The sequence below is a fragment of the Pseudobutyrivibrio sp. MD2005 genome (genome assembly GCF_000621865.1).
Taxonomy (GTDB): Bacteria; Bacillota; Clostridia; order Lachnospirales; family Lachnospiraceae; genus Pseudobutyrivibrio.
The window spans coordinates 91,904-111,428 of the sequence record NZ_JHXE01000012.1; the positions used below are offsets into that span (position 1 = coordinate 91,904).

The 19,525-nt window shown below is 39.2% G+C and carries 15 protein-coding genes; 1 reads left to right on the forward strand and 14 read right to left on the reverse strand.

Annotated elements, in window-relative coordinates; all coding sequences use genetic code 11:
- Positions 1-2: 2 nt before the first annotated feature.
- From T498_RS0104320 to T498_RS0104350, 7 genes are all read right to left on the reverse strand, one after another.
- Positions 3-884, reverse strand: coding sequence for a DegV family protein (locus T498_RS0104320; protein ID WP_028234859.1), 882 nt, complete (start codon positions 882-884; stop codon positions 3-5).
- 715 nt (positions 885-1,599) lie between these two features.
- On the reverse strand, positions 1,600-4,317 hold the full coding sequence (locus tag T498_RS0104325) for a hybrid sensor histidine kinase/response regulator (protein WP_197019913.1): 2,718 nt from the start codon (positions 4,315-4,317) through the stop codon (positions 1,600-1,602).
- 2 nt (positions 4,318-4,319) lie between these two features.
- Positions 4,320-5,765 carry an HD domain-containing phosphohydrolase gene (locus T498_RS0104330; protein WP_028234861.1) on the reverse strand — a complete coding sequence of 482 codons (1,446 nt, stop codon included), beginning with the start codon at positions 5,763-5,765 and terminating at the stop codon, positions 4,320-4,322.
- A gap of 123 nt (positions 5,766-5,888) precedes the next feature.
- A complete protein-coding gene (locus T498_RS0104335) occupies positions 5,889-7,409 on the reverse strand; it encodes an alpha-N-arabinofuranosidase (RefSeq protein WP_028234862.1) in 1,521 nt (506 codons plus the stop codon).
- 148 nt (positions 7,410-7,557) lie between these two features.
- Entirely contained in the window at positions 7,558-8,427 is an 870-nt protein-coding gene (locus T498_RS0104340) for a carbohydrate ABC transporter permease (RefSeq protein WP_028234863.1), read from the reverse strand.
- A 1-nt stretch (position 8,428) separates the two neighbouring features.
- Positions 8,429-9,325 (reverse strand): carbohydrate ABC transporter permease, encoded by an 897-nt coding sequence (locus T498_RS0104345; RefSeq protein ID WP_036977783.1) that lies wholly within the window; start codon positions 9,323-9,325, stop codon positions 8,429-8,431.
- Between the two features lie 170 nt (positions 9,326-9,495).
- On the reverse strand, positions 9,496-10,905 hold the full coding sequence (locus T498_RS0104350) for an ABC transporter substrate-binding protein (RefSeq protein ID WP_028234865.1): 1,410 nt from the start codon (positions 10,903-10,905) through the stop codon (positions 9,496-9,498).
- 385 nt (positions 10,906-11,290) lie between these two features.
- On the opposite strand from T498_RS0104350, the gene T498_RS0104355 reads away from it, so the two are divergent.
- Positions 11,291-12,211: an ArsR/SmtB family transcription factor gene (locus tag T498_RS0104355; protein WP_028234866.1), complete on the forward strand. Its 921-nt coding sequence runs from the start codon at positions 11,291-11,293 to the stop codon at positions 12,209-12,211.
- A 587-nt stretch (positions 12,212-12,798) separates the two neighbouring features.
- On the opposite strand, the gene T498_RS0104360 is transcribed toward T498_RS0104355, so the two are convergent.
- The 7 genes from T498_RS0104360 to rpmE all read right to left on the reverse strand — a co-directional run bounded on the left by T498_RS0104360 (position 12,799) and on the right by rpmE (position 18,968).
- Entirely contained in the window at positions 12,799-13,047 is a 249-nt protein-coding gene (locus T498_RS0104360; RefSeq protein WP_028234867.1) for a DUF6171 family protein, read from the reverse strand.
- Positions 13,040-13,987, reverse strand: coding sequence for a glycoside hydrolase family 43 protein (locus T498_RS0104365; protein ID WP_028234868.1), 948 nt, complete (start codon positions 13,985-13,987; stop codon positions 13,040-13,042). The genes T498_RS0104360 and T498_RS0104365 overlap by 8 nt, the downstream gene beginning before the upstream one ends.
- Positions 13,988-14,029: 42 nt before the next feature.
- Positions 14,030-15,562, reverse strand: coding sequence for a glycoside hydrolase family 43 protein (locus tag T498_RS0104370; RefSeq protein ID WP_028234869.1), 1,533 nt, complete (start codon positions 15,560-15,562; stop codon positions 14,030-14,032).
- 213 nt (positions 15,563-15,775) lie between these two features.
- The gene (prfA, locus tag T498_RS0104375) at positions 15,776-16,849 is read right to left on the reverse strand and encodes a peptide chain release factor 1 (RefSeq protein WP_028234870.1); all 1,074 of its coding nucleotides are present in this window, start codon (positions 16,847-16,849) and stop codon (positions 15,776-15,778) included.
- A gap of 12 nt (positions 16,850-16,861) precedes the next feature.
- A complete protein-coding gene (gene prmC / locus T498_RS0104380) occupies positions 16,862-17,692 on the reverse strand; it encodes a peptide chain release factor N(5)-glutamine methyltransferase (protein WP_028234871.1) in 831 nt (276 codons plus the stop codon).
- Complete coding sequence (locus tag T498_RS0104385; RefSeq protein ID WP_028234872.1) at positions 17,693-18,619, reverse strand: DUF1385 domain-containing protein; 927 nt, start codon at positions 18,617-18,619, stop codon at positions 17,693-17,695.
- A gap of 142 nt (positions 18,620-18,761) precedes the next feature.
- Positions 18,762-18,968: a 50S ribosomal protein L31 gene (gene rpmE, locus T498_RS0104390; protein ID WP_028234873.1), complete on the reverse strand. Its 207-nt coding sequence runs from the start codon at positions 18,966-18,968 to the stop codon at positions 18,762-18,764.
- Between the last annotated feature and the right edge of the window lie 557 nt (positions 18,969-19,525).

The window sequence follows — 19,525 nt, forward strand, 5'->3', positions numbered from 1 at the left end:
GATTATTCTTCTTTTTCCTTTCCCCAAAATCCAATTGCAACTGTACCAGGACCTGTATGAGCACCAATTGTAGGGCCAATATCGAAAATACGAACCTTCTCTTTCATATTAGGGAATGCTTCCTCAAGCATATCCGCCATTTCTCTTGCATCATCATAACAAACTGAATGCGTAATAAAGATATTCTCATCATAATACACGCCGTCTGCTATATGATCTTTTATAGCTGCAAGACAAGCTTTCTTAACAAGCTTCTTTCCTCTACACTTCTGTCTAGGAATAAGCTTTCCTTCTTTATTGATATTTAAGAGTGGACAGATATTAAGCGCTGTACCAAACCATCCAGAAATCTTTGATATTCTACCACCTCTAATAAAGAATGTAAGATCTGTAGTAAAGAACCAAGTATTCTGAATATGCTTTTCAGTCCAATCAACCAAAGCATCGAAATCATATCCCGAATCTCTAAGTGATGCCAGCTTATCCATAAACAAGCCATATCCAGCTGATGCTGTAAGACTATCAAAAACTACCACCTTGCAATCCGAAAACTCTTCATTTAGCTCCTCAGCTGCAATACGTGCCGAATTGATTACGCCTGAGATACCTGACGCAAGTGTAAGATGAATAACATTCTTTCCCTGCTCCAGGAAGCATCTGAAATACTCAGCAAACTCATCTGCATTAACCTGTGATGTCTTAGTCATCGCCCCATCAACCATAGCCTGATAAAAGGCTTCTGGCGACATCGACTTATACAAATCATCCTGATAAGCCTTATCATCCAAATAATAATGGAAACAAATATGCTCTATGTTTTTTTCTTTAAGATATTCCTCTGTAACATCTGCTGTCGAACAGCAACTAATAATATAATCTGCCATTTATTTTCCCTTTTTTCTATGCAATTAGTTATCCGTTTGAGTATACCCCAAACCCACACGCAAATGCAACCGTACCGCCATCTATATCTTTTGTTACTAGCATTCACAGCCTATATATACATCAAAAAGCACCGCCCACCCACTGCGGCCGCCGCCAGCCAGGCACATGAGGGGACATTGCATGAATATTGCGTTTTTCTAATGGACCATTCAGGCATCTTTATTTACATGTGTCTTTTGCAGGCCTGTACAATTTTGAAAAAGGTTTTTGGTTGGCGGACACAAAGAATAGAATGATTTGTACTTCTTAGACTGAGGGAAACTTGGTTGATTTTGGAGTGCGCTTAGTAACATAAAAGCAGGTTTTGCAATATATAGGTATGCGCTGCCATGGACGGCAGCGCAAGTGGTCACTTAAAACACGATGTTGAATGTGCCACGGTACCTAGATATGCAAAACCTGCTTTGTTATGTTACTTAGCAAACGTAATATGAAACCAAGTTCCCTCAGCCTGAGAAGTACATAAAAAACTAAGTGTCCGCCACCTAAAAAACATTTTTCAAAATGGTTCATTCCGCAACAAGACACATGTGCGATACCTGAATTTGGTCCATAAGAAAAACTGCAATATTCGCAAAATCGTCCCCTCATGTGCCTGGCTGGCGGCGGCCGTGGTGGGTGGGCGGTGCCTTATAGGCGGATTGGCTGTGAATGCTAGTTGTTGTCTTGTAGGTAGGCTTCGATGGCTGCTAGGCCTTCTTCGTACTCCAGGTTGTCGTATGCGTCCTTGAGTTTTTCAAAGAGTTCGGTCTGAGCTTGATTTCTGTCAGCTTTGTGCAGTTTCTCAAGGCCATCTTCGATGGCTTTAAGTTCGTATTCGTCGAAGGCTTTGTGAAGGTCATTTATAACTACATCCACATCAACAACGATAGATTCTTCATAGTCTTCTATTATGCCATCTGGAGCCAATGCTGATAATTCTTTTGTGGCATCTTCAACCACTTCACATAGATTGTTGATGAATTCGTCTAAGTGTTCATCTACGTAGGACCAGGTTTCGGATTTTGCAGCCATCTCCATTACTCTGGCATTATCAGCAAAGGTATCTCTGCCTATTTGCTTGCTGACACCAGCAATTCCATGAACCTTTACTGTAAATAATTCTTTATCGTTTTTCCTGTAGTTAGGAAGATTTAGTAACAGTGGCTGCATCTCCCTGATGAACGCCTCTAATGTCTTTTGATAAACGTTACTGTTTTGTTTGTTGCGTTTTACAATGGACATCACAGTATCGCCTGTGTTTGGCTCTGCTAAATCTGCAGGAAGATTTCCTTCTATGATTTCTTTAAGCTTTATTCCAAGGATTGGCTTAGCTAAGAAATCTGTAAAGCCAGCCTCTTTAACCAATACTCTGGCGTTATCCTCTGAATTAGCTGTAACAAGTACGATAGGGACATCTGAAAACTCGCGTATTTTCTTGCAAGCCTCTGGTCCAGATAATGGCATCATCATCTGATCAAGCAATACTAAATCAAACTTGTTATTTTTCATGGCCTGTACAGCTGATGCTCCGTCTGGAACAGTTATAACCTCACATTCCCATGGTGCAAGAAGCTGCTGCATAATTTCCAGATTAATCTTCATATCGTCAGCTACCAGCACTCTGGCACGTGGATATACAAAATCTACTCTGTCTGGCAGACCGTGAAGGCCCTGGCCCTGATTGAGAAGTGTTGCTCTATTAAGGACTTTTTCAACCATGAATTCACTCTTGCTTTCTTTCTGGTAGAAATAGCCTTTGAATGTTGATCCAGAAATACCATCACTTGTAGCAGTGATTTCACCGTCCAGCTTTGCGATAAGCTTTTTAACAATAGCAAGTCCAAGACCGGTTCCTTCGGTATTCTTTCCATCTGCCGTAGTTACGTATTCACTAAATATCTCTTCTATCTGAGTAGGTGTCATTCCCTGTCCTGTGTCAGAAACAGAAAAGCTAATTTTAAATCTATCATCTACTCTTTCAAAAGCGATTTCTGCATGTATCGCACCCTTTTCTGTAAACTTTACAGCGTTGGATAATAGATTCTGAAGTATCTCTCTTACTCGCACTGCATCACCGTATAGATACCTTGGATATGCAGAAGTTATGGCCAAATTGAAATCAATCGGTTTTGATTGAAGATTCAGTATGGTAGCATATGCTAAATCTTCAAAGAGTAGGTTGATATCGTAAATACGTTCCGAAAACTCAAACTTTCCTGCTTCAAGCTTACTGTAATCAAGAATTGCATTAACAAGCTCAAGCAAGTTTTCTGAGGCTCTTTTAATATGAGTCACTAAGGTCTTGTTCTTTTCCGATAAATCCTTTTTCGTTCCTAAAATATCACTTATACCAAGGATTGCATGAAGTGGACTTCTAAGCTCATGAGACATCTGAGCCAAAAACTGACTTTTCTTAGCAGTTTCCCTCTTAGCATTTTTTGCTTCATCATGCTGCTCTGTAATATCAGATGCTGTAAAAATGTATCCCTTAATCGTTCTGCCGTCTTCAACAGGAGTGTAATGTACTCTGTACCATCTATCTGAAGAATAATACTCTGCATCATTTCTATTTTCTCTCACTAAAGTCTCAGCTAAGATAAACTTTCCATTTGAATTTCCACCGTCAAAGGCGAATCCTATTGATTTACCACCTGGAAAGAGCTCCATCGCTTTTTCATTTGCATCAATTACATAAAAATCTGAATTCACAAGACAGATCGGATATTCCATTCTGTCAAAAATTGTAGTCTTTAGGATAGAGCTGGTATCCTCTATTCTATTTGTGTGTGCAAGCCAAAAATAGATTAAGCAATCGCACAAAAATGCAAGCGAACGTGTTCTGTCAAAATCCAAGAAATCGTGTAGGATGTATCCCAGAATAGCTATAACAAAAGAAAGCATCATATATCTTCCAATTATTTTTTCTGTTCTGTCAAAATATGCTTTGGAAGGTGTATGAATTTCAATCAATATAGAAAGTGAAAACACAAACAGTACTGCTACTAAATCCGTATCATATGGCTTTGCTTCCATATTATAAAACTTCAAAAAGTCATAAAAACACAGGCCAATCATCAGCGCAAGTGAAATAAATACTATTATATTTACTTTCTTCGGCTTCTTTATCCCAAGAAAATAAAAGAACATCATAAACATGGTAACCATGGCGCACATATCACACAACAGGAAGATAAATGCTGCCGTGTCCATGGATTTAACAAAAGGAAGGACACAAAGATAAAAATCATAGACAGTAATAACACCTGCTATAACAGGCAATATTCTGTGATTAGTAAGATATACGTTGTTTGAAATCAGCTTCAGAAAAGTGAAAAAAGCCACTGCAATACAAACAACATCAAATATATATTTAGCGTTAAATAGGGTCATTATCATTCAGCATCTCCTCTACCAGTAGTTATACGCTTAAGTTCCGATTTTATAAAAGTAGGTTGATACGGTCTTACAATATATCCTGCTGCACCAACCTCTCTACAGCGAGCTACGGTATCCGAATCGTTAAGCGTAGTCACAAACAATACCGGGATTTCCATATGTAAGTTGTCTTTAATCTTTCTAGCCGTTTCTATTCCATCTAAACCAGGCATATCAACGTCCATAACGATGGCATCTACAGGCTCATTTTTCTCCAAATACCTGAGGGCTTGAGCTCCATTTTTTACCAAAACCAAATCATAAAAATATTCAAGAATGCCACGAAGCATCTGTAGATTAGTCATCATATCATCCACAGCCATAATCTTGTATCGCTTATAGGCCTGAATCATCTTGTTGCGCTCCTCTTCTGATTCCAGTGAGATAGAATCAGAATTAACATCCGCAACAAGAGTTATGTTGTAATTTTCCTTGTCCATAAGATCAAGTGTTGTACCATCCATCAATCTAATGATAGGACGAAGGTTATGAAAATCCTTATTTTCAACAATTATGCAATGTCTGCCATCAGACATTCTCATCTCTGTTCCCTTAGGATATAGTGGAACATGCTTTAGAAGAGCTTGCACTATATCTGTATCAAACATAAGCCCACATGCTCCCATCATATATTCAGACACCTCATAGGCTGAATATGGCTGCTTGTATGGTCGTTTTGATAGCAAGGCATCAAACACATCTGCCACATGAATTATCCTTGTGTACAGAGTCATTTCATCGTAAGTTATTCCATTAGGATATCCACTGCCATCAACATTTTCATGATGGAACAGTACGGCTACCTTAACATTTGGCGCAATATCCCATCTCTCTTTTATTGTGTCATAGCTTATTTTGGCATGACTTTTCATAATCTGGTATTCTTCCTGAGTGAGACGTCCTTTTTTATTCAAAATCTCATCTGGAATAGACATTTTGCCCAAATCATGTAATAGTCCGGCAAGGGCCAGCTCTTCCAATGCCTTTTCATCAAGCCCCATTGAAAGACCAATAATAGAACAATACAGTGCGACATTTACAGAATGAGCATAGGTGTAATCATCTGTTTCCCGTAAATCTGTCATATCGATAGAAATAGTGCCCTTATCCATAATTTCAGACACCATTTCTTTTGCTACGACTTTACAGCCATCTATATCCTGTCTTCTGACACAATCAATTCCTTTTCCTCGTAAAAAAGGCGAAATGATAGGATCAACAGTGATATCTGCTGACAGCTCATCTAGGATATAAAGCCCATCGAATTCCAGAGCCTTAAGCCTAGCGATATATTCCTGCGAAAGCTCAGCCTTTGCTCCAAGCAGGACTCTACCATATGAATCAAAAACCTCCGTGCCAAGCTTCATTCCCGGCACAACCTTTCCCATTTCAATGTATCGCATATCTTCCCCTATGCCTTCCATTATTATTAAGTAAATTTTACCTTATTATCCCATATAAAGCAAAAACCAGCAGGCTTTTTCACCTGCTGGTTATCTATATGGAAGGAGTAATAGAAAAAGAAACTATTTGTTTAAACGAATACTTACTACTGAGCACTTAGGAAGAGTAACCTTAAGACCTTCTTCAGTCTTAGCATATTGCTTGAACTCTTGCTCCTTTACAAGCTCAGGATTCTCAAATGTATTGTGATCTGCCATCGCACCTGTTAGGCAAACTGCTTCACATACATTGTAAGAAGCCGCATCATGAGTTAATTGAATTTCAACATCCTCATCTGCTTCAAGAGAATTGTTTGTAAGTGTAATTGTAATAACGCCCTGCTCATCCTCTGAAACTGATTCAAATACTTTTGGAAGTTCATTCTTTCCACTTCCAACTGTACTATTTTCAAGAAGGTCACTGCCAAGAAGTGTTGCTCCCTGGTGGTGACGGAACATCTTGAATACATAGTATGTAGGGGTTTTGATCATCTTTTCTCCATCTGTAAGCATTACAGATTGAAGAACGTTAATCATCTGAGCTATGCAGGCCATCTTTACTCTGTCTGAATGCTTGTTGAAGATATTAAGGTTCATACCTGCAACTAAGGCATCACGCATTGTGTTCTGCTGATACAAGAAGCCTGGATTTGTACCTGGCTCAACATCTGTCCAGATACCCCACTCATCAATCATGAGGCCAATCTTCTTTTCTGGGTCATACTGATCCATAATTGCACCATGCTTGTTGATAAGCTCTTCCATGAAGTAACTACGCTTAAGTGTCTGGTAGAATACTTCTTCTGTAAAGTCTGTAGCGCTTCCCTTGAAGTTCCAATCGTCCTCTGTCTCAGGAAGTGTATAGTAATGAAGAGAAAGACCATCCATAAATCCGTGGAACTGCTCTGGTGTATGATCAAAGCATGTATCCAGCACTTCCTTTGTCCAATGATAATCATCAACATTAGCACCGCAGCAAATCTTTGCGATTGGCTTGTTACCATTGTAATTTCTAACATATGTCTGATAGCGTCTGTATTCATCTGCATAATGCTGTGGGCGCATATTGCCACCGCAGCCCCAGTTTTCGTTACCAACGCCAAGATAATCTACTACCCATGGTTCTTCATGACCATTTGCTTTACGAAGATCTGCCATTGGAGATACTCCGTTGAATGTCATGTATTCAACCCATTCGCTCATCTCGCGAACTGTGCCAGAACCTAAATTCGCATTTACGTATGTCTTACAGCCTAGCTGCTTGCAAAGTTCGAAAAACTCATGTGTACCGAAGCTATTGTCCTCTACTACACCGCCCCAGTGAGTGTTTATCATTTTCTTACGAGTCTCCTTTGGACCGATTCCATCCATCCAATGATACTCGTCTGCAAAACATCCACCTGGCCAACGAAGTACAGGGACCTTCATTTCTTTAAGAGCTTCTACTACATCAGTACGCATTCCATTTACATTAGGAATGTCACTGTTCTCCCCTACATAAAGACCTTCATATATGCATCTGCCCAAATGCTCTGAAAAATGACCATAAATTTCAGGAGCAATGGTGCTCTTTTTGTTTTCATTATTAATTACTAATTTTGCCATTACTATTCTCCTTGTGTAATCCAATCCGCCTGTTACACTCACAAGCATTATGTTTCTACGCTCCGCATAGAAAGCTTTGCTTTAGAAACATAATAGCTTGTTAGCTACAGGCTCATCTAATTCTGAAGTTAAGCTTCAAAATTTTTTCTTATCCCTTTACCGCACCAGCAGTCATTCCGTCGATGATATATTTCTGGAAGATAAGGAAGATTACGAAGATAGGTAAAATTCCAAACATTGATCCAGCAATAAGTACGTCGTAATTGTTGCCATAAGGTGTCAAAAGTGTATTTAAACCAATTGGAAGTGTAAACTTTTCTGCTCCCTTAAGTACAAGAAGTGGCCAAAGAATGGCATTCCATGCACCCATCGCACTTAAAATTCCCATTGACGCAAAAGCAGGTTTTGCCAGAGGAAGAATAATTCTTACTGAAATACCATACTCTGTGCATCCATCAATTCTTGCTGCATCAAGAAGATCCTTAGGAAGACCTGATAAATATTGTTTGAAGAAGAAGATTGTTGATGCTGAGCATAAACCGATGATAATAACACCTGTATATGTGTCAATGAGCTTTAAAGCAATGATTTCCTTATAAAGTGGAAGCATAAGAATCTCAAAAGGTACCATCATTGTTGCAAGTACAATAGTGAATAAAAGATTCTTAAACTTAAAGTCATACATTGTTAGTCCATATGCTACAAAATAGCAAATTATAAGTGTCAATGCTACCGAAATAATGGTAATTAATAACGAATTCTTGTACCACATAAAGTACTTAATGCTATCGGCGTTTCCACTAAACAAATATTTATAATTATCAAGGTTCATTGTAGAGAGATTCAAATCAATTGAAAGGCCTCTACGAATCAATTCTGTACCAGGTCTGAAGGAAGCTAATAGACCTGCAAATACAGGAAATACAATTATTAAGCAAAGGATTACAAAGAATCCTGTAGCAAGTACTGTGCCCACCATTCTTCTAGGAGTGCCAGACATTGTCTTTTGTTGTGACATATTAATCCTCTCCCTTCTTGAATGTGCCATTCATAATAAGCTGTGCAAAGTTAATAATTAATGCTACTACAAGAAGTACCACACCAACTGCACATGCATAACCCATATCATTTTTCTCGATACCACGCTTGTATAAGTATCCAACAATTGTCAAACCAATATTATTTGGTGATGAGTTTCCTGCCCATAACATATATGATTCAAGGAACATTGAAAGACCGGCATATACTGAAATTGTAAGAACATATACTGTTGTTGGCTTAAGTAATGGTAGTGTTACGAACTTAAACTTCTGCCATCCTGAAGCTCCATCGATATCTGCTGCTTCATATAATGAAGAGTCAATAGATTTGAGACCTGATAAGAAATAAAGCATATTGACACCAGTCCATCTCCAGCAAGCAATAATCAATAATGCAATCATTCCTGACCAGCCCATCTTTAACCACTTGTATGTACCAAGGCCTAAAGCCGCTGTAATCATGTTCATCTGACCTGTTGTATATTCTGTAAACATCAGGCGGAATAAAGTACCAGAAATAACTACTGATGTTAAAGCTGGCATATAAAGGATTGCCTTCCATACTCCCTTAGCTTTTACTAAATGGCTATCCAAAAGAACAGCAAAAAGCATAGGAAATGGAATCAAAAGAACCAATGTAAAGAACATATATTTAACACTGTTGAAAACTGCAACGTGAAACACATTATCTTTAAGAAGCTTTGCGTAATTTGCAAAACCAATCCAATCAGACTTTATAGCTCCAATATCTTGAAAGCTCATTGTAAAGGCTGTAATAAGGGGATATACCCAGAAAAAGAAAAAGCTTAAAACAAAAGGTAATACAAATACATATGGTGCCACCTTCTGAGAATTGATAAATTTCTTGATTTTCATAATGCACCTTTCTTTAGTTTTAAAATAGGGTTGCCTGCCGAAGAAGGCAACCCGTAAAAATATACTTGGTTTCTCGAACGAGAACGGGAAAGCGCACATTTAAAATCAGCTTCGCTGATGGGTGCGCTGTGGGAGATCATTTTTGAAGTCAAGCTTCAAAAATATTCTCCTTACTGCTCCATATCTACTGCATCCTGTGCTTCCTGTAAAGCGTCATCGATTGAGTAATCTGGATCTTCAAGCACTTCGTTAAGTGTTGATGTGCAGAAATACTCGTTGATTGTTGGGCTTATAGATACAACTGAAATCTTACCAATGTTATCCATTCCGATATCATTTAATACATCATAAGGATAGTTGATAAAGAATGAATTGTACTGGTTGTTGTCATCATGTGCAAATGCATCATCGCCCCAAAGAGCTGTGTTACATACATCAAATCCAAGTGTATCCCAAATGTGCTGCTCGCCCTCTTCTGACATCTTAGCCCAGCATGTGAATTCAGCTGCAAGGTCCTTGTTTTCAGACTGCTGTGTTACAACAGTACCTGTACCACCAATACCTACTGAACACTTCTGTCCTTCTTTGAATACAGGGCACTTTGCGATATACCAGTTACCCTTCTCATCTGGCATGTAGTTTGCGAAACGTGACATATACCACATTGCCTTAGGGAATGAAACAATGTTTCTATCCATAATGTTCTGGAAACCAGCTTCGCAATCAACGTGTCCATCAGGAGATACCTCTGCAAATCCTGACTTTAACCATGACTGCTGCATTGTAAGCATTTCCTTAACTGAATCAAGCTTTACATTTGCTGGATTATCAAATCCACCTGTCCAATCATCGCCATACTCAGACATTGCAATCCAGAGCCAATCAACTCCGCCTGTATCAACTGAAGTAAAGTACTTTGTATCATCACCTAAAGCTGTAAGGTATTCATTACCAAGTGCTTCGTAATCTTTCCAAGTCTTAACCGCATCAATCTTTGCAATAACTTCATCCTGTGTAAGACCCATTGCTTCAGACATTGCAGCTACATTGTAATACATTACTGTTGCGCCTACATGGTAAGGTGCACCGTAATAGTTGCCATCTTCACCCTGGTATGTTTCCATTCTTGCAGGAACCATTGTGTCAAGGTAATCAGCAGCATAATCATTAAGAGGTACAAGCCACTGATCAAGACCTTCAACTACGTTAGGGAACTGACCAACTTCTACATCACAGATATCTGGAGCTCCTGTTCCAGACTCTAAAGCTGTAAGAAGCTTTGTGTGCATATCGCTGTATGGATATGTTGTACATGTTATTTCAATAGTGTTATCTGGATGTTCCTCATTCCACTTTTCAGCCATCACGCCATAATGCTGTCCGTGAAGCTCAACAAATGTCCACATTTCAAGATGTGTTCCATTAGGATCACCAAAAGTATTTGTAACTACTTCCGATTCCGCTGTCTCTTCTGCAGCATCTGGATCAACCCCACCTTCTGAAGCTGCGCCACCACAGCCAACAAATAAGCTAGCTGCCATTGATGTGCAAAGCATCGCACTAATCAACTTCTTCTTCATTCTTCTCCTCCTTATTTAAAAAGAAATGTTTGTAATGAACAATTATTAATAGTAAAATCAACTGAGGCTTGTTAGTTGAAATCATTTAACAATGGCTCATCAACGTTTATGTTATTATTATAAATCCGAGGTGGCGTAAGTCAATATTTATTTTAGCTTTTTCTAAAGTATTTTGGATATTCTTTTATTATCCACAAATTAGACCGCAACTTTTTAGTAATTTTCGACAAATCATTATTTCTGCGGCAACTTTTAGCCATCAGCAGTCATTATTTTTAGATAATCCTAAAATATTTAATCTTACATTATCAGATATATTGACAGTGATTTTACTTAATTTTATAATAAATAGTAATATTTTAAATTATCCAAAAGGAGCAGAGTTATGATACATATCACATCTCTCGAAGAAGGCCTTGAACTATTCAAAGCCTTAGGTTCTGACGTACGAATTCAGATTCTCACTACATTATTAGAAAATGACCGCATGAGCATGAATCAGTTAGCTACCGAACTCAAGCTAAGCAACGGTGCTCTTACAGGCCATATCAAAAAGCTTGAGGAATGTGGTCTCATTTCAACTTCCAACGAATCTGCCAGTCACGGCAATTCTAAGCTTTGTTCTGTTATCCAGGACAAAATCGTTGTTGAAATAGAAAAGCCTGAAGATTTAGCCAATGTCATCACAACCGATATCAGAGTTGGTCAGTTTTCAAAGTACGACATCTGCCCTACTTGTGGCCTAGCCAACAGCACTTCTGTAATAGGCGAAATAGATGACTCCAGATACTTCAGCCATCCAGATCACTTCAATGCAGATATATTATGGTTTACAAAGGGTTATGTAGAATACTCCCTTCCAAATCTCATTCCAAGCAACAACAAAATCACTCAGATTTCTATCTCATTTGAGATATCTTCTGAAGCGCCAGGAATCGACAATAATTGGCCAAGTGATATATCATTTTCTTTAAATGGAACAAAGCTCGGTATGTGGACCAGCCCTGGAGATTTCGGTGGAGAAATTCGCGGTATGTTTACCCCAGATTGGTTTCCACCAAACTGGAATCAATACGGTTTGCTAAAGCTTCTTGTTGTCAACAAGCACGGCACCTTCATTGACGGTCTTCAAATATCAGATATTACTATCGACGATTTAAATCTAATTGGTAACGCACCACTTGATTTTAGAATCGCTGTAGAAGAAGATGCTGCCCACGTAGGCGGTGTCACACTCTTCGGAAAAACATTCGGAAACTACGGCCAGGATATCCGCGTATCCATGAACTACAGCCCTGTCAATTAACCCAAACTGGCGCCATCAGCTGCGCCCATTAACTAAGGCATACGCCACGGGGAGCTTGCCTTGAATATTGCAAGAATATTTTGTTTTTCTAATGGGCAACATAGGCATCCTTATTGACATGTGTCTTTTGCAGGTCTGTACAGTTTTGAAAAATGTTTTTAATTGGTGGACACACATAACGATATATAATGTACTTCTTAGACTAAGGTGAACTTGGTTGATTTTGAAGTGCGCTTAGTAACATAAAAGCAGGTTTTGCAATTTATAGGTATGCGCTGCCATGGACGGCAGCGCAAGTGCGTAAGCGACAGGACGTCGCATGGAGCACGGTACCTATATATGCAAAACCTGCTTTGTTATGTTACTTAGCAAACGTAATATGAAACCAAGTTTCCTTAGTCTAAGAAGTACATTAAAAACCTCGGTGTCCGCCAAATTAAAGACATTTTTCCAAACAGTTCATCCCGCAACAAGACACATGTATGATGCCTATATTTTGCCCATTGAAAAACTAAAATATTCGCAAAATCATTCAAGGCAAGCCCCCGTGGCGTATGCCCTGCTACATAAAGCGCAGCTGATGGCGCCTACCACATTTTGCGTGGGCAGCGGGATACTTTTGCTGCTGCACGTAGTTCTACGTAGCATCCGCAGGACATGCAGGTGCCTTCGTTGAGCTTGTCACAGGTGGTACAGATAGCAAGACGCCTCTCGTATTCATCGTCTGTTACCATATCCTGTGATTTTAATGCAGCTTTATATTTTTCAATCATTGAGGTGTCTGCATCAATCATATCTCTAAGCAGACACCTGGTACATACTCTGTTTTCAATCATAGTTAAAGTCTGGTCTTCCATCTTTCCAACCAAATTTCATGAGCATTGCATGACGATTGGGATTGTATAATGGATCTCCAATAATTTCTGTTTCGGTTCTGGCATGATATACAAGAATATCATTGCCTTCTTCATCTACTGTAAATGAATTATGACCTGGGCCATATACTACGTGTTCAGCTGATGAAGCAAGCACAGGTTGACGTGATTTGTGCCATGACAATGGATCAAGTAAGTCGCTGTCCTCGTCTGCTGTAAGCATGCCCATGCAGTAGTTGATGCCAGTATCGCTGGCCGAATAAGTCATAAATATCTTGCCATTTCTTTTGATTACGGCTGGGCCTTCGTTTACCCAGAAGCCGTGGCGTTCCCAATCATAATCAGGTGTTGTAAGTAAAACCTGATCTGTAGCTAAAGTATATCCGTTTTCCATGCGAGCAATGTACAGATTAGAAATCTGCTTTCCTACTCCCACTTTTTCAGCCCAGATATAATACCAATCGCCGTTGTTTTCAAAAACAGTAGCATCAAGTGAAAAGGCTTCAAAAGAAAACTCATCGCTTTTTGCTCTGGTCATCTTGCCTTTTTCTATCCATGGGTCAACCATTGGATCAGGGCCTTGGCACTCTAATACATATGGTCTGATTTTCCAGATGTCCTCTACTTCGCCCCCAGCGTAATAAATGTACCACTTTCCAAATAGAAAGTGAATCTCTGGCGCCCAAATATGCTTTGACATAGGGCCTGATTCATGCTTGTGCCACACCTCAACTTCTTTTGCATCCTTTAGTCCTTCAAGTGTCTCACCGCATCTTAAAACGATTTTATCGTACTCAGGTACTGATGCTGTAAAATAATACTTTCCATCAGTGTGTCTATATACATATGGATCTGCCCTTTGCAAAATCCATGGTTTATTGTATTCAAAATTCTTGTCCATCTTATTATTCTTCTCTCCTATTTTTTACGCTTCGCAGGATAATCACTTGTATTTAACGCCCCAAACAGATTCATTCCCACCAACTGCCGAAAATGTCATAACATCTGTTCCAGCTTCATCTTTCATTTCACAGAAAACACCACTATATACTTGACCGTCAATGGTAATGTTCATATAGTATGTACCATCTGTCATATTCCATGTACCGGTTACTTCTTTACCATCGCAAGTACCGTCCTTATTCAAATATACAATTATCGGATTTGCGATATCACTGGAAATATCAGTACCCTGATTAATCAAATAATATCTTCCAATAAGGTCATCCTTAGAATAACCTGTGTCACTAACCATTTCATTCTGAGTCTGATAAGGCAACTCACAAGGCCATCCCTGGGCATTCATCAGCATTTGATGTACTCTTGGTGAATGGTTCTCAACACCATCATTAAAACGAGTATGGTACACCAGATATTCTCTTCCATCCTCATCAATAAATGCTGAATTATGACCTGTCGCCATATAAGCTTTGCTTAGACTTGGCAATTTATAATTGCCGGAAAGCTTTAATCCATAGTTTTGATGAAGGGCACTCTTTTCAGGATATTCTCCATTCATATCCACATACTGGCCATCAACTGTTTTAGAACGGAAGACTCTCATCTGATATCCTCCATTGCTGGTTAGGCCGCCATAAGAAACAAATAGATAATAGTATTCTGTTGAAGGGTCATACATAATATATGGTCCTTCAATTGAAATATGGCCTCCACCTAGGAGCTTCCTTCCGAAATAAGCATCCACATTATTCGCTTCATCAGCCTCAGGGTGAATAACCAGTCCTGTCTTTGGATCCAGCTCTAATAAATAGATTCCACCAGACCAGGAGCCATATACCATCCACATCCTGTCATCTGCGTCGTAGAATACAGCTGGGTCTATAGCATTGGGATAATCCTCATAATTATATGCTCCACCCTTTATATAATGCTTTTTTGCATAATCCTCATCCACATAATCTAATACATCTGTACTGCTTATATTTTTATTAGTGAATCCCGAATATATCAAAGCTCCCTGCCATTCAAATGGCCCTTCAGGAGATTTGCTCGTACCAAAGCATAGATTCGACGCGTTAAATGTGCTGGTAGTGCAATAATACATATAATAAAGACCTGTCATCTTGTTATATATAACATCTGGTGCCCATACATGAGTAGAGCCATCGTCGGTCTTAATTAAACTGTCTTTAGATCCAGAATAGGCAAATGCTTCATCAGCCACCTCATAAATCTGGCCATAGACAGGATTTGTTTTCATATAACCGTCTGCAATAGATTCCCAGTTTAATAAATCTGTACTTTTTGCAGCTGCCATATGTGAGCCATAAATATAATATGTTCCATCTACTTCTAAAACTGATGGGTCATGGACAGAAACGCCCGAAGATACGTCGCCAGTGGCAATGCCATCATAGCTTACAGTATAATTCTTTTTTTCAGATAGTAAGCCTGAACAACCTGTAAGACATCCAACCATAGAAATAGCTAAAACACATGATAAGAACCTTTTCACGTGCTATCCTCCCTATTATATTGTTGAAAATCCTCAAGACATCAAGCCTCTAAAAAATGTTTGAAGATAATATTAAGTTACTCTATAAGGAATCAAAAAATCCTAGTAAAGTAAAATAACTGTTCAAGAGTACTACTCCTGAACAGTTACAATATACCAAAAGATAATTAATAATACAATATTTATTTTAATATTTTCTAAAATAATTCACAATTACTTATCATTCATCTTTGCAAGCTTAGCAGCCTGGTCTGCAGCAATAAGTGCATCAAGGATTTCCTGAATGTCACCATTCATAATCTTATCAAGCTTGTAAAGTGTAAGGTTGATACGGTGATCTGTAACACGTCCCTGTGGGAAGTTGTATGTACGAATCTTTTCTGCACGGTCACCTGTACCAATCTGTGAACGACGCTCTGCAGCCTCTGCATCCTGCTGCTTCTGAAGCTCTAAATCGTAAAGCTTTGCACGAAGAAGGGCGAAAGCCTTTTCCTTATTCTGAAGCTGTGACTTTTCAGTCTGGCTATAGATAACAATACCTGTTGGGTAGTGAGTAAGACGAACAGCTGAATCTGTTGTGTTGACACACTGACCACCGTTACCGCTGGCTCTCATAACATCGATTCGGATATCCTTCTCATCAATCTGAATATCAACCTCTTCTGCCTCAGGCATAACAGCTACTGAACATGTAGATGTCTGGATACGTCCCTGTGACTCTGTTTCTGGGACACGCTGCACACGATGTACACCTGATTCGTACTTAAGGATTGAGTAAGCTCCAGTACCCTTAACCATGAACTCGATGTTCTTCATACCACCGATACCAGTTTCATCTGCTTCAAGAAGCTCAACCTTCCATCCACGAGACTCAACATAGTGTACATACATACGATAAATCTCTGCAGCAAAAAGTGCAGCCTCTTCACCGCCGGCACCTGCACGAATTTCTACGATAACGTTCTTGTCATCATTAGGGTCCTTTGGAAGGAGAAGAATTTTAAGCTCCTGCTCTAATCTTTCAACCTCTGCCTGAGATTCCTTCATTTCTTCCTTAGCAAGCTCTTTCATCTCTTCATCAGACTCGATTTCAAGAAGCTCTAAAGAATCCTGAATATTCTGCTTGTGAGCAGAATACTGCTTATATGCCTCTACGATAGGTGCAAGCTCTGCCTGCTCCTTCATAAGGGCTCTAAATCTATTATTATCATTTGCAACATCTGGCTCAGATAAGAGATTCATAACCTCTTCATATCGCAAAACTAAATCTTCTAATCTGTCAAACATTCTAAATTCCTCCTACAAATGTCCCTTTACGACACGATTGTTACCTGCTAAATCCTTTATTACCTCAACATCCTTGAATCCGGCATCGTCAAACAGTGCCTTCACATCTGGACCTTGATCATAACCTATTTCAACCAAAAGCCAACCTTCTTCAACAAGGTATTTGCTGGCATTTCCAATTATCTGTCTATAGAAATATAATCCATCATCGGTACCATCAAGAGCTATTCTTGGCTCATGATCCTTTACCTCTGTTGTAAGCTTTTCTATTTCTTCTGTTCTAATGTAAGGTGGATTGGACACAATGGCATTATACTTGCCTGTGACACCGCTCCAAAGATTACCTGAAACAAAGTTAACCTTAGGCCCTACTATTCTTTCGCCATTTTCTCTGGCAACTGTAAGTGCTTCCTCTGAAATATCGACACCCACACCTGTGAGCCCTTGGCCTAATGCAGCAAGTGAAATAATAACACATCCGCTGCCTGTACACAAATCTAATACATGACTTCCGCTTGGAATCACCTTTAAAGCTTCTTCAACCAGAGTCTCTGTATCCTGCCTTGGGATAAGAACGTGTTCGTTTACCCAAAAGCTAAGTCCCATGAATTCCTGCTCTCCAGTGATGTGCTGAAGTGGAATATGGCTGGCGCGTTTCAACAACACGTCTTTGTATTTATATAAAGTGATTTCATCGATTTCTTGATTTTGTTCAAGAAAAAATCTAGCTTTTGTAATACCTGTCACAAAGGACAATAAGTACCACGCATCTATTTTGGCATCAGCTATAGCTTCGCTTTCCAGCAGCAGAATAGCTTTTTCTAAGGCTTGTTTATATGTCATTTAAAAACACTCCTTGTTTTTCTCCTGAAATTCTTTCCAATCAAAAACAGCTTCAACTGAAGCGATACCAACTTCTATCATATCATCTTCTGGCTCCATAACAGTAAGTCTTTGAAGCCATAAGCCAGGCTTTGATATTGCATTCACAAAAGCATTATCGTATCTGCCAGCTAGACGAATAAATTCGTATGATATTCCTGCTATCACAGGAATCAGTAATAATCTTGCTCCAAGCTTCATCCAAGTGTTATCAAACCTGATAAACATAAAAACGAATACAGATATGATAAAAACTATAAATATAAAGCTGGTTCCACAGCGCTTATGGAAACGAGTAGATTTTCTAACATTTTCCACATTAAGAGGCAAGCCTGCCTCTACGCAATTAATGCATTTATGCTCAGCTCCGTGATACATAAATGTGCGTCTTATATCTTCCATTCTGGAGATAAATATCACATATCCCAAGAAGATTGTTATTCGAATAATCCCCTCTGCAAAAGCTATTAAAGCCTGAGAATCAGTAATACGATTAAGTCCTAGGGAAATGAAATAAGGCAACGCAAAAAAGATACCCATGGCAAGTGCTAATGACAACACCAATGTGCCTCCCATTTCTGCCTTTTCTTTCTTTTCAAGCTTTTTTAGCTCTTCCTCTGAAAGTGTAGACTTATCTGGTGTATCCTCATCCTCGAAAAAGCTGGCAGAATACATCAGTGTCCCAAGACCTATAACAAGAGAATCTATAAATGTAACAATGCCTCTGATTATTGGAATCTTATGCCATAAATCATTAATATCCCTTGTGTTTTTAACATCTACTGCTATTTCTTTATCTGGCTTTCTGACTGCCACAGCATATTTATTGCCGTTGCGCATCATAACGCCTTCCATAACAGCTTGTCCACCTATGCCCGAATACTTCACTATATGCCCCTAGTCTGCCAGCTACGGCTACATGCCTACTGGCTCATCTAAAATCCTAAATCTCTAAAATATCCATGTTTACGCTAACACGGAAAAAGGGCTGAGACGAATCTCAACCCTCAATGACTTCATATCTAACAAACTACTTTGCGTCAATGCCGTACTTCTTGTTGAACTTGTCAATACGTCCACGAGCCTGTGTAGCTTTCTGCTGGCCTGTGTAGAATGGATGACACTTTGAACAAATTTCTACGTGGATGTTCTCCTTTGTAGAACCTGTAACGAATGTGTTACCGCAGTTGCAAGTAACTGTAGCCTGATAGTAATCTGGATGGATACCCTGTCTCATTTCTTTCACCTCTCATTTAACTTTTTTACAATTTCCAACTGTAATAATGAGCTGCTAAAAATGTGTTTTCCACATTCATCCCGATTAACAGCTTCACAAGTATAACATGTTTATCTCGAAATAGCAACCCCATATTCGTCACCATTCACAGTTGCCATAATTTATGACGCCCTCACCCCTGGCGGCGGCCTCCACTATACACATGGCGTGATTTTGCGAATATTGCAGTTTTTCTTATGGGGCAAATTTATGCATCGCACATGTGTCTTGTTGCGGAATGAACCATTTTGAAAAATGTTTTTTATGTGGCGGACACTGAAGTTTTTATGTACTTCTCAGACTGAGGGGACTTGGTTTCATATTACGCTTGCTAAGTAACATGACAAAGCAGGTTTTGCATATATAATCACCGTGGCACATTCAACATCGTGTTTTAAGTGACCACTTGCGCTGCCGTCCATGGCAGCGCATGCTTATATATCGCAAAACCTGCTTTTATGTTACTAAGCTCGCTCCAAAATCAACCAAGTCCCCTTCAGTCTAAGAAGTACACTTTA

Coding starts and splice junctions, on each gene's coding strand:
- T498_RS0104360 (WP_028234867.1), bottom strand. CDS start 13,047: ATGATTGAAAACAGAGTATGTACCAGGTGTCTGCTTAGAGATATGATT.
- T498_RS0104325 (WP_197019913.1), bottom strand. CDS start 4,317: ATGACCCTATTTAACGCTAAATATATATTTGATGTTGTTTGTATTGCA.
- T498_RS0104330 (WP_028234861.1), bottom strand. CDS start 5,765: ATGCGATACATTGAAATGGGAAAGGTTGTGCCGGGAATGAAGCTTGGC.
- T498_RS0104320 (WP_028234859.1), bottom strand. CDS start 884: ATGGCAGATTATATTATTAGTTGCTGTTCGACAGCAGATGTTACAGAG.
- T498_RS0104350 (WP_028234865.1), bottom strand. CDS start 10,905: ATGAAGAAGAAGTTGATTAGTGCGATGCTTTGCACATCAATGGCAGCT.
- T498_RS0104355 (WP_028234866.1), top strand. CDS start 11,291: ATGATACATATCACATCTCTCGAAGAAGGCCTTGAACTATTCAAAGCC.
- T498_RS0104335 (WP_028234862.1), bottom strand. CDS start 7,409: ATGGCAAAATTAGTAATTAATAATGAAAACAAAAAGAGCACCATTGCT.
- T498_RS0104345 (WP_036977783.1), bottom strand. CDS start 9,325: ATGAAAATCAAGAAATTTATCAATTCTCAGAAGGTGGCACCATATGTA.
- T498_RS0104365 (WP_028234868.1), bottom strand. CDS start 13,987: ATGGACAAGAATTTTGAATACAATAAACCATGGATTTTGCAAAGGGCA.
- prfA (WP_028234870.1), bottom strand. CDS start 16,849: ATGTTTGACAGATTAGAAGATTTAGTTTTGCGATATGAAGAGGTTATG.
- rpmE (WP_028234873.1), bottom strand. CDS start 18,968: ATGAGACAGGGTATCCATCCAGATTACTATCAGGCTACAGTTACTTGC.
- prmC (WP_028234871.1), bottom strand. CDS start 17,692: ATGACATATAAACAAGCCTTAGAAAAAGCTATTCTGCTGCTGGAAAGC.
- T498_RS0104340 (WP_028234863.1), bottom strand. CDS start 8,427: ATGTCACAACAAAAGACAATGTCTGGCACTCCTAGAAGAATGGTGGGC.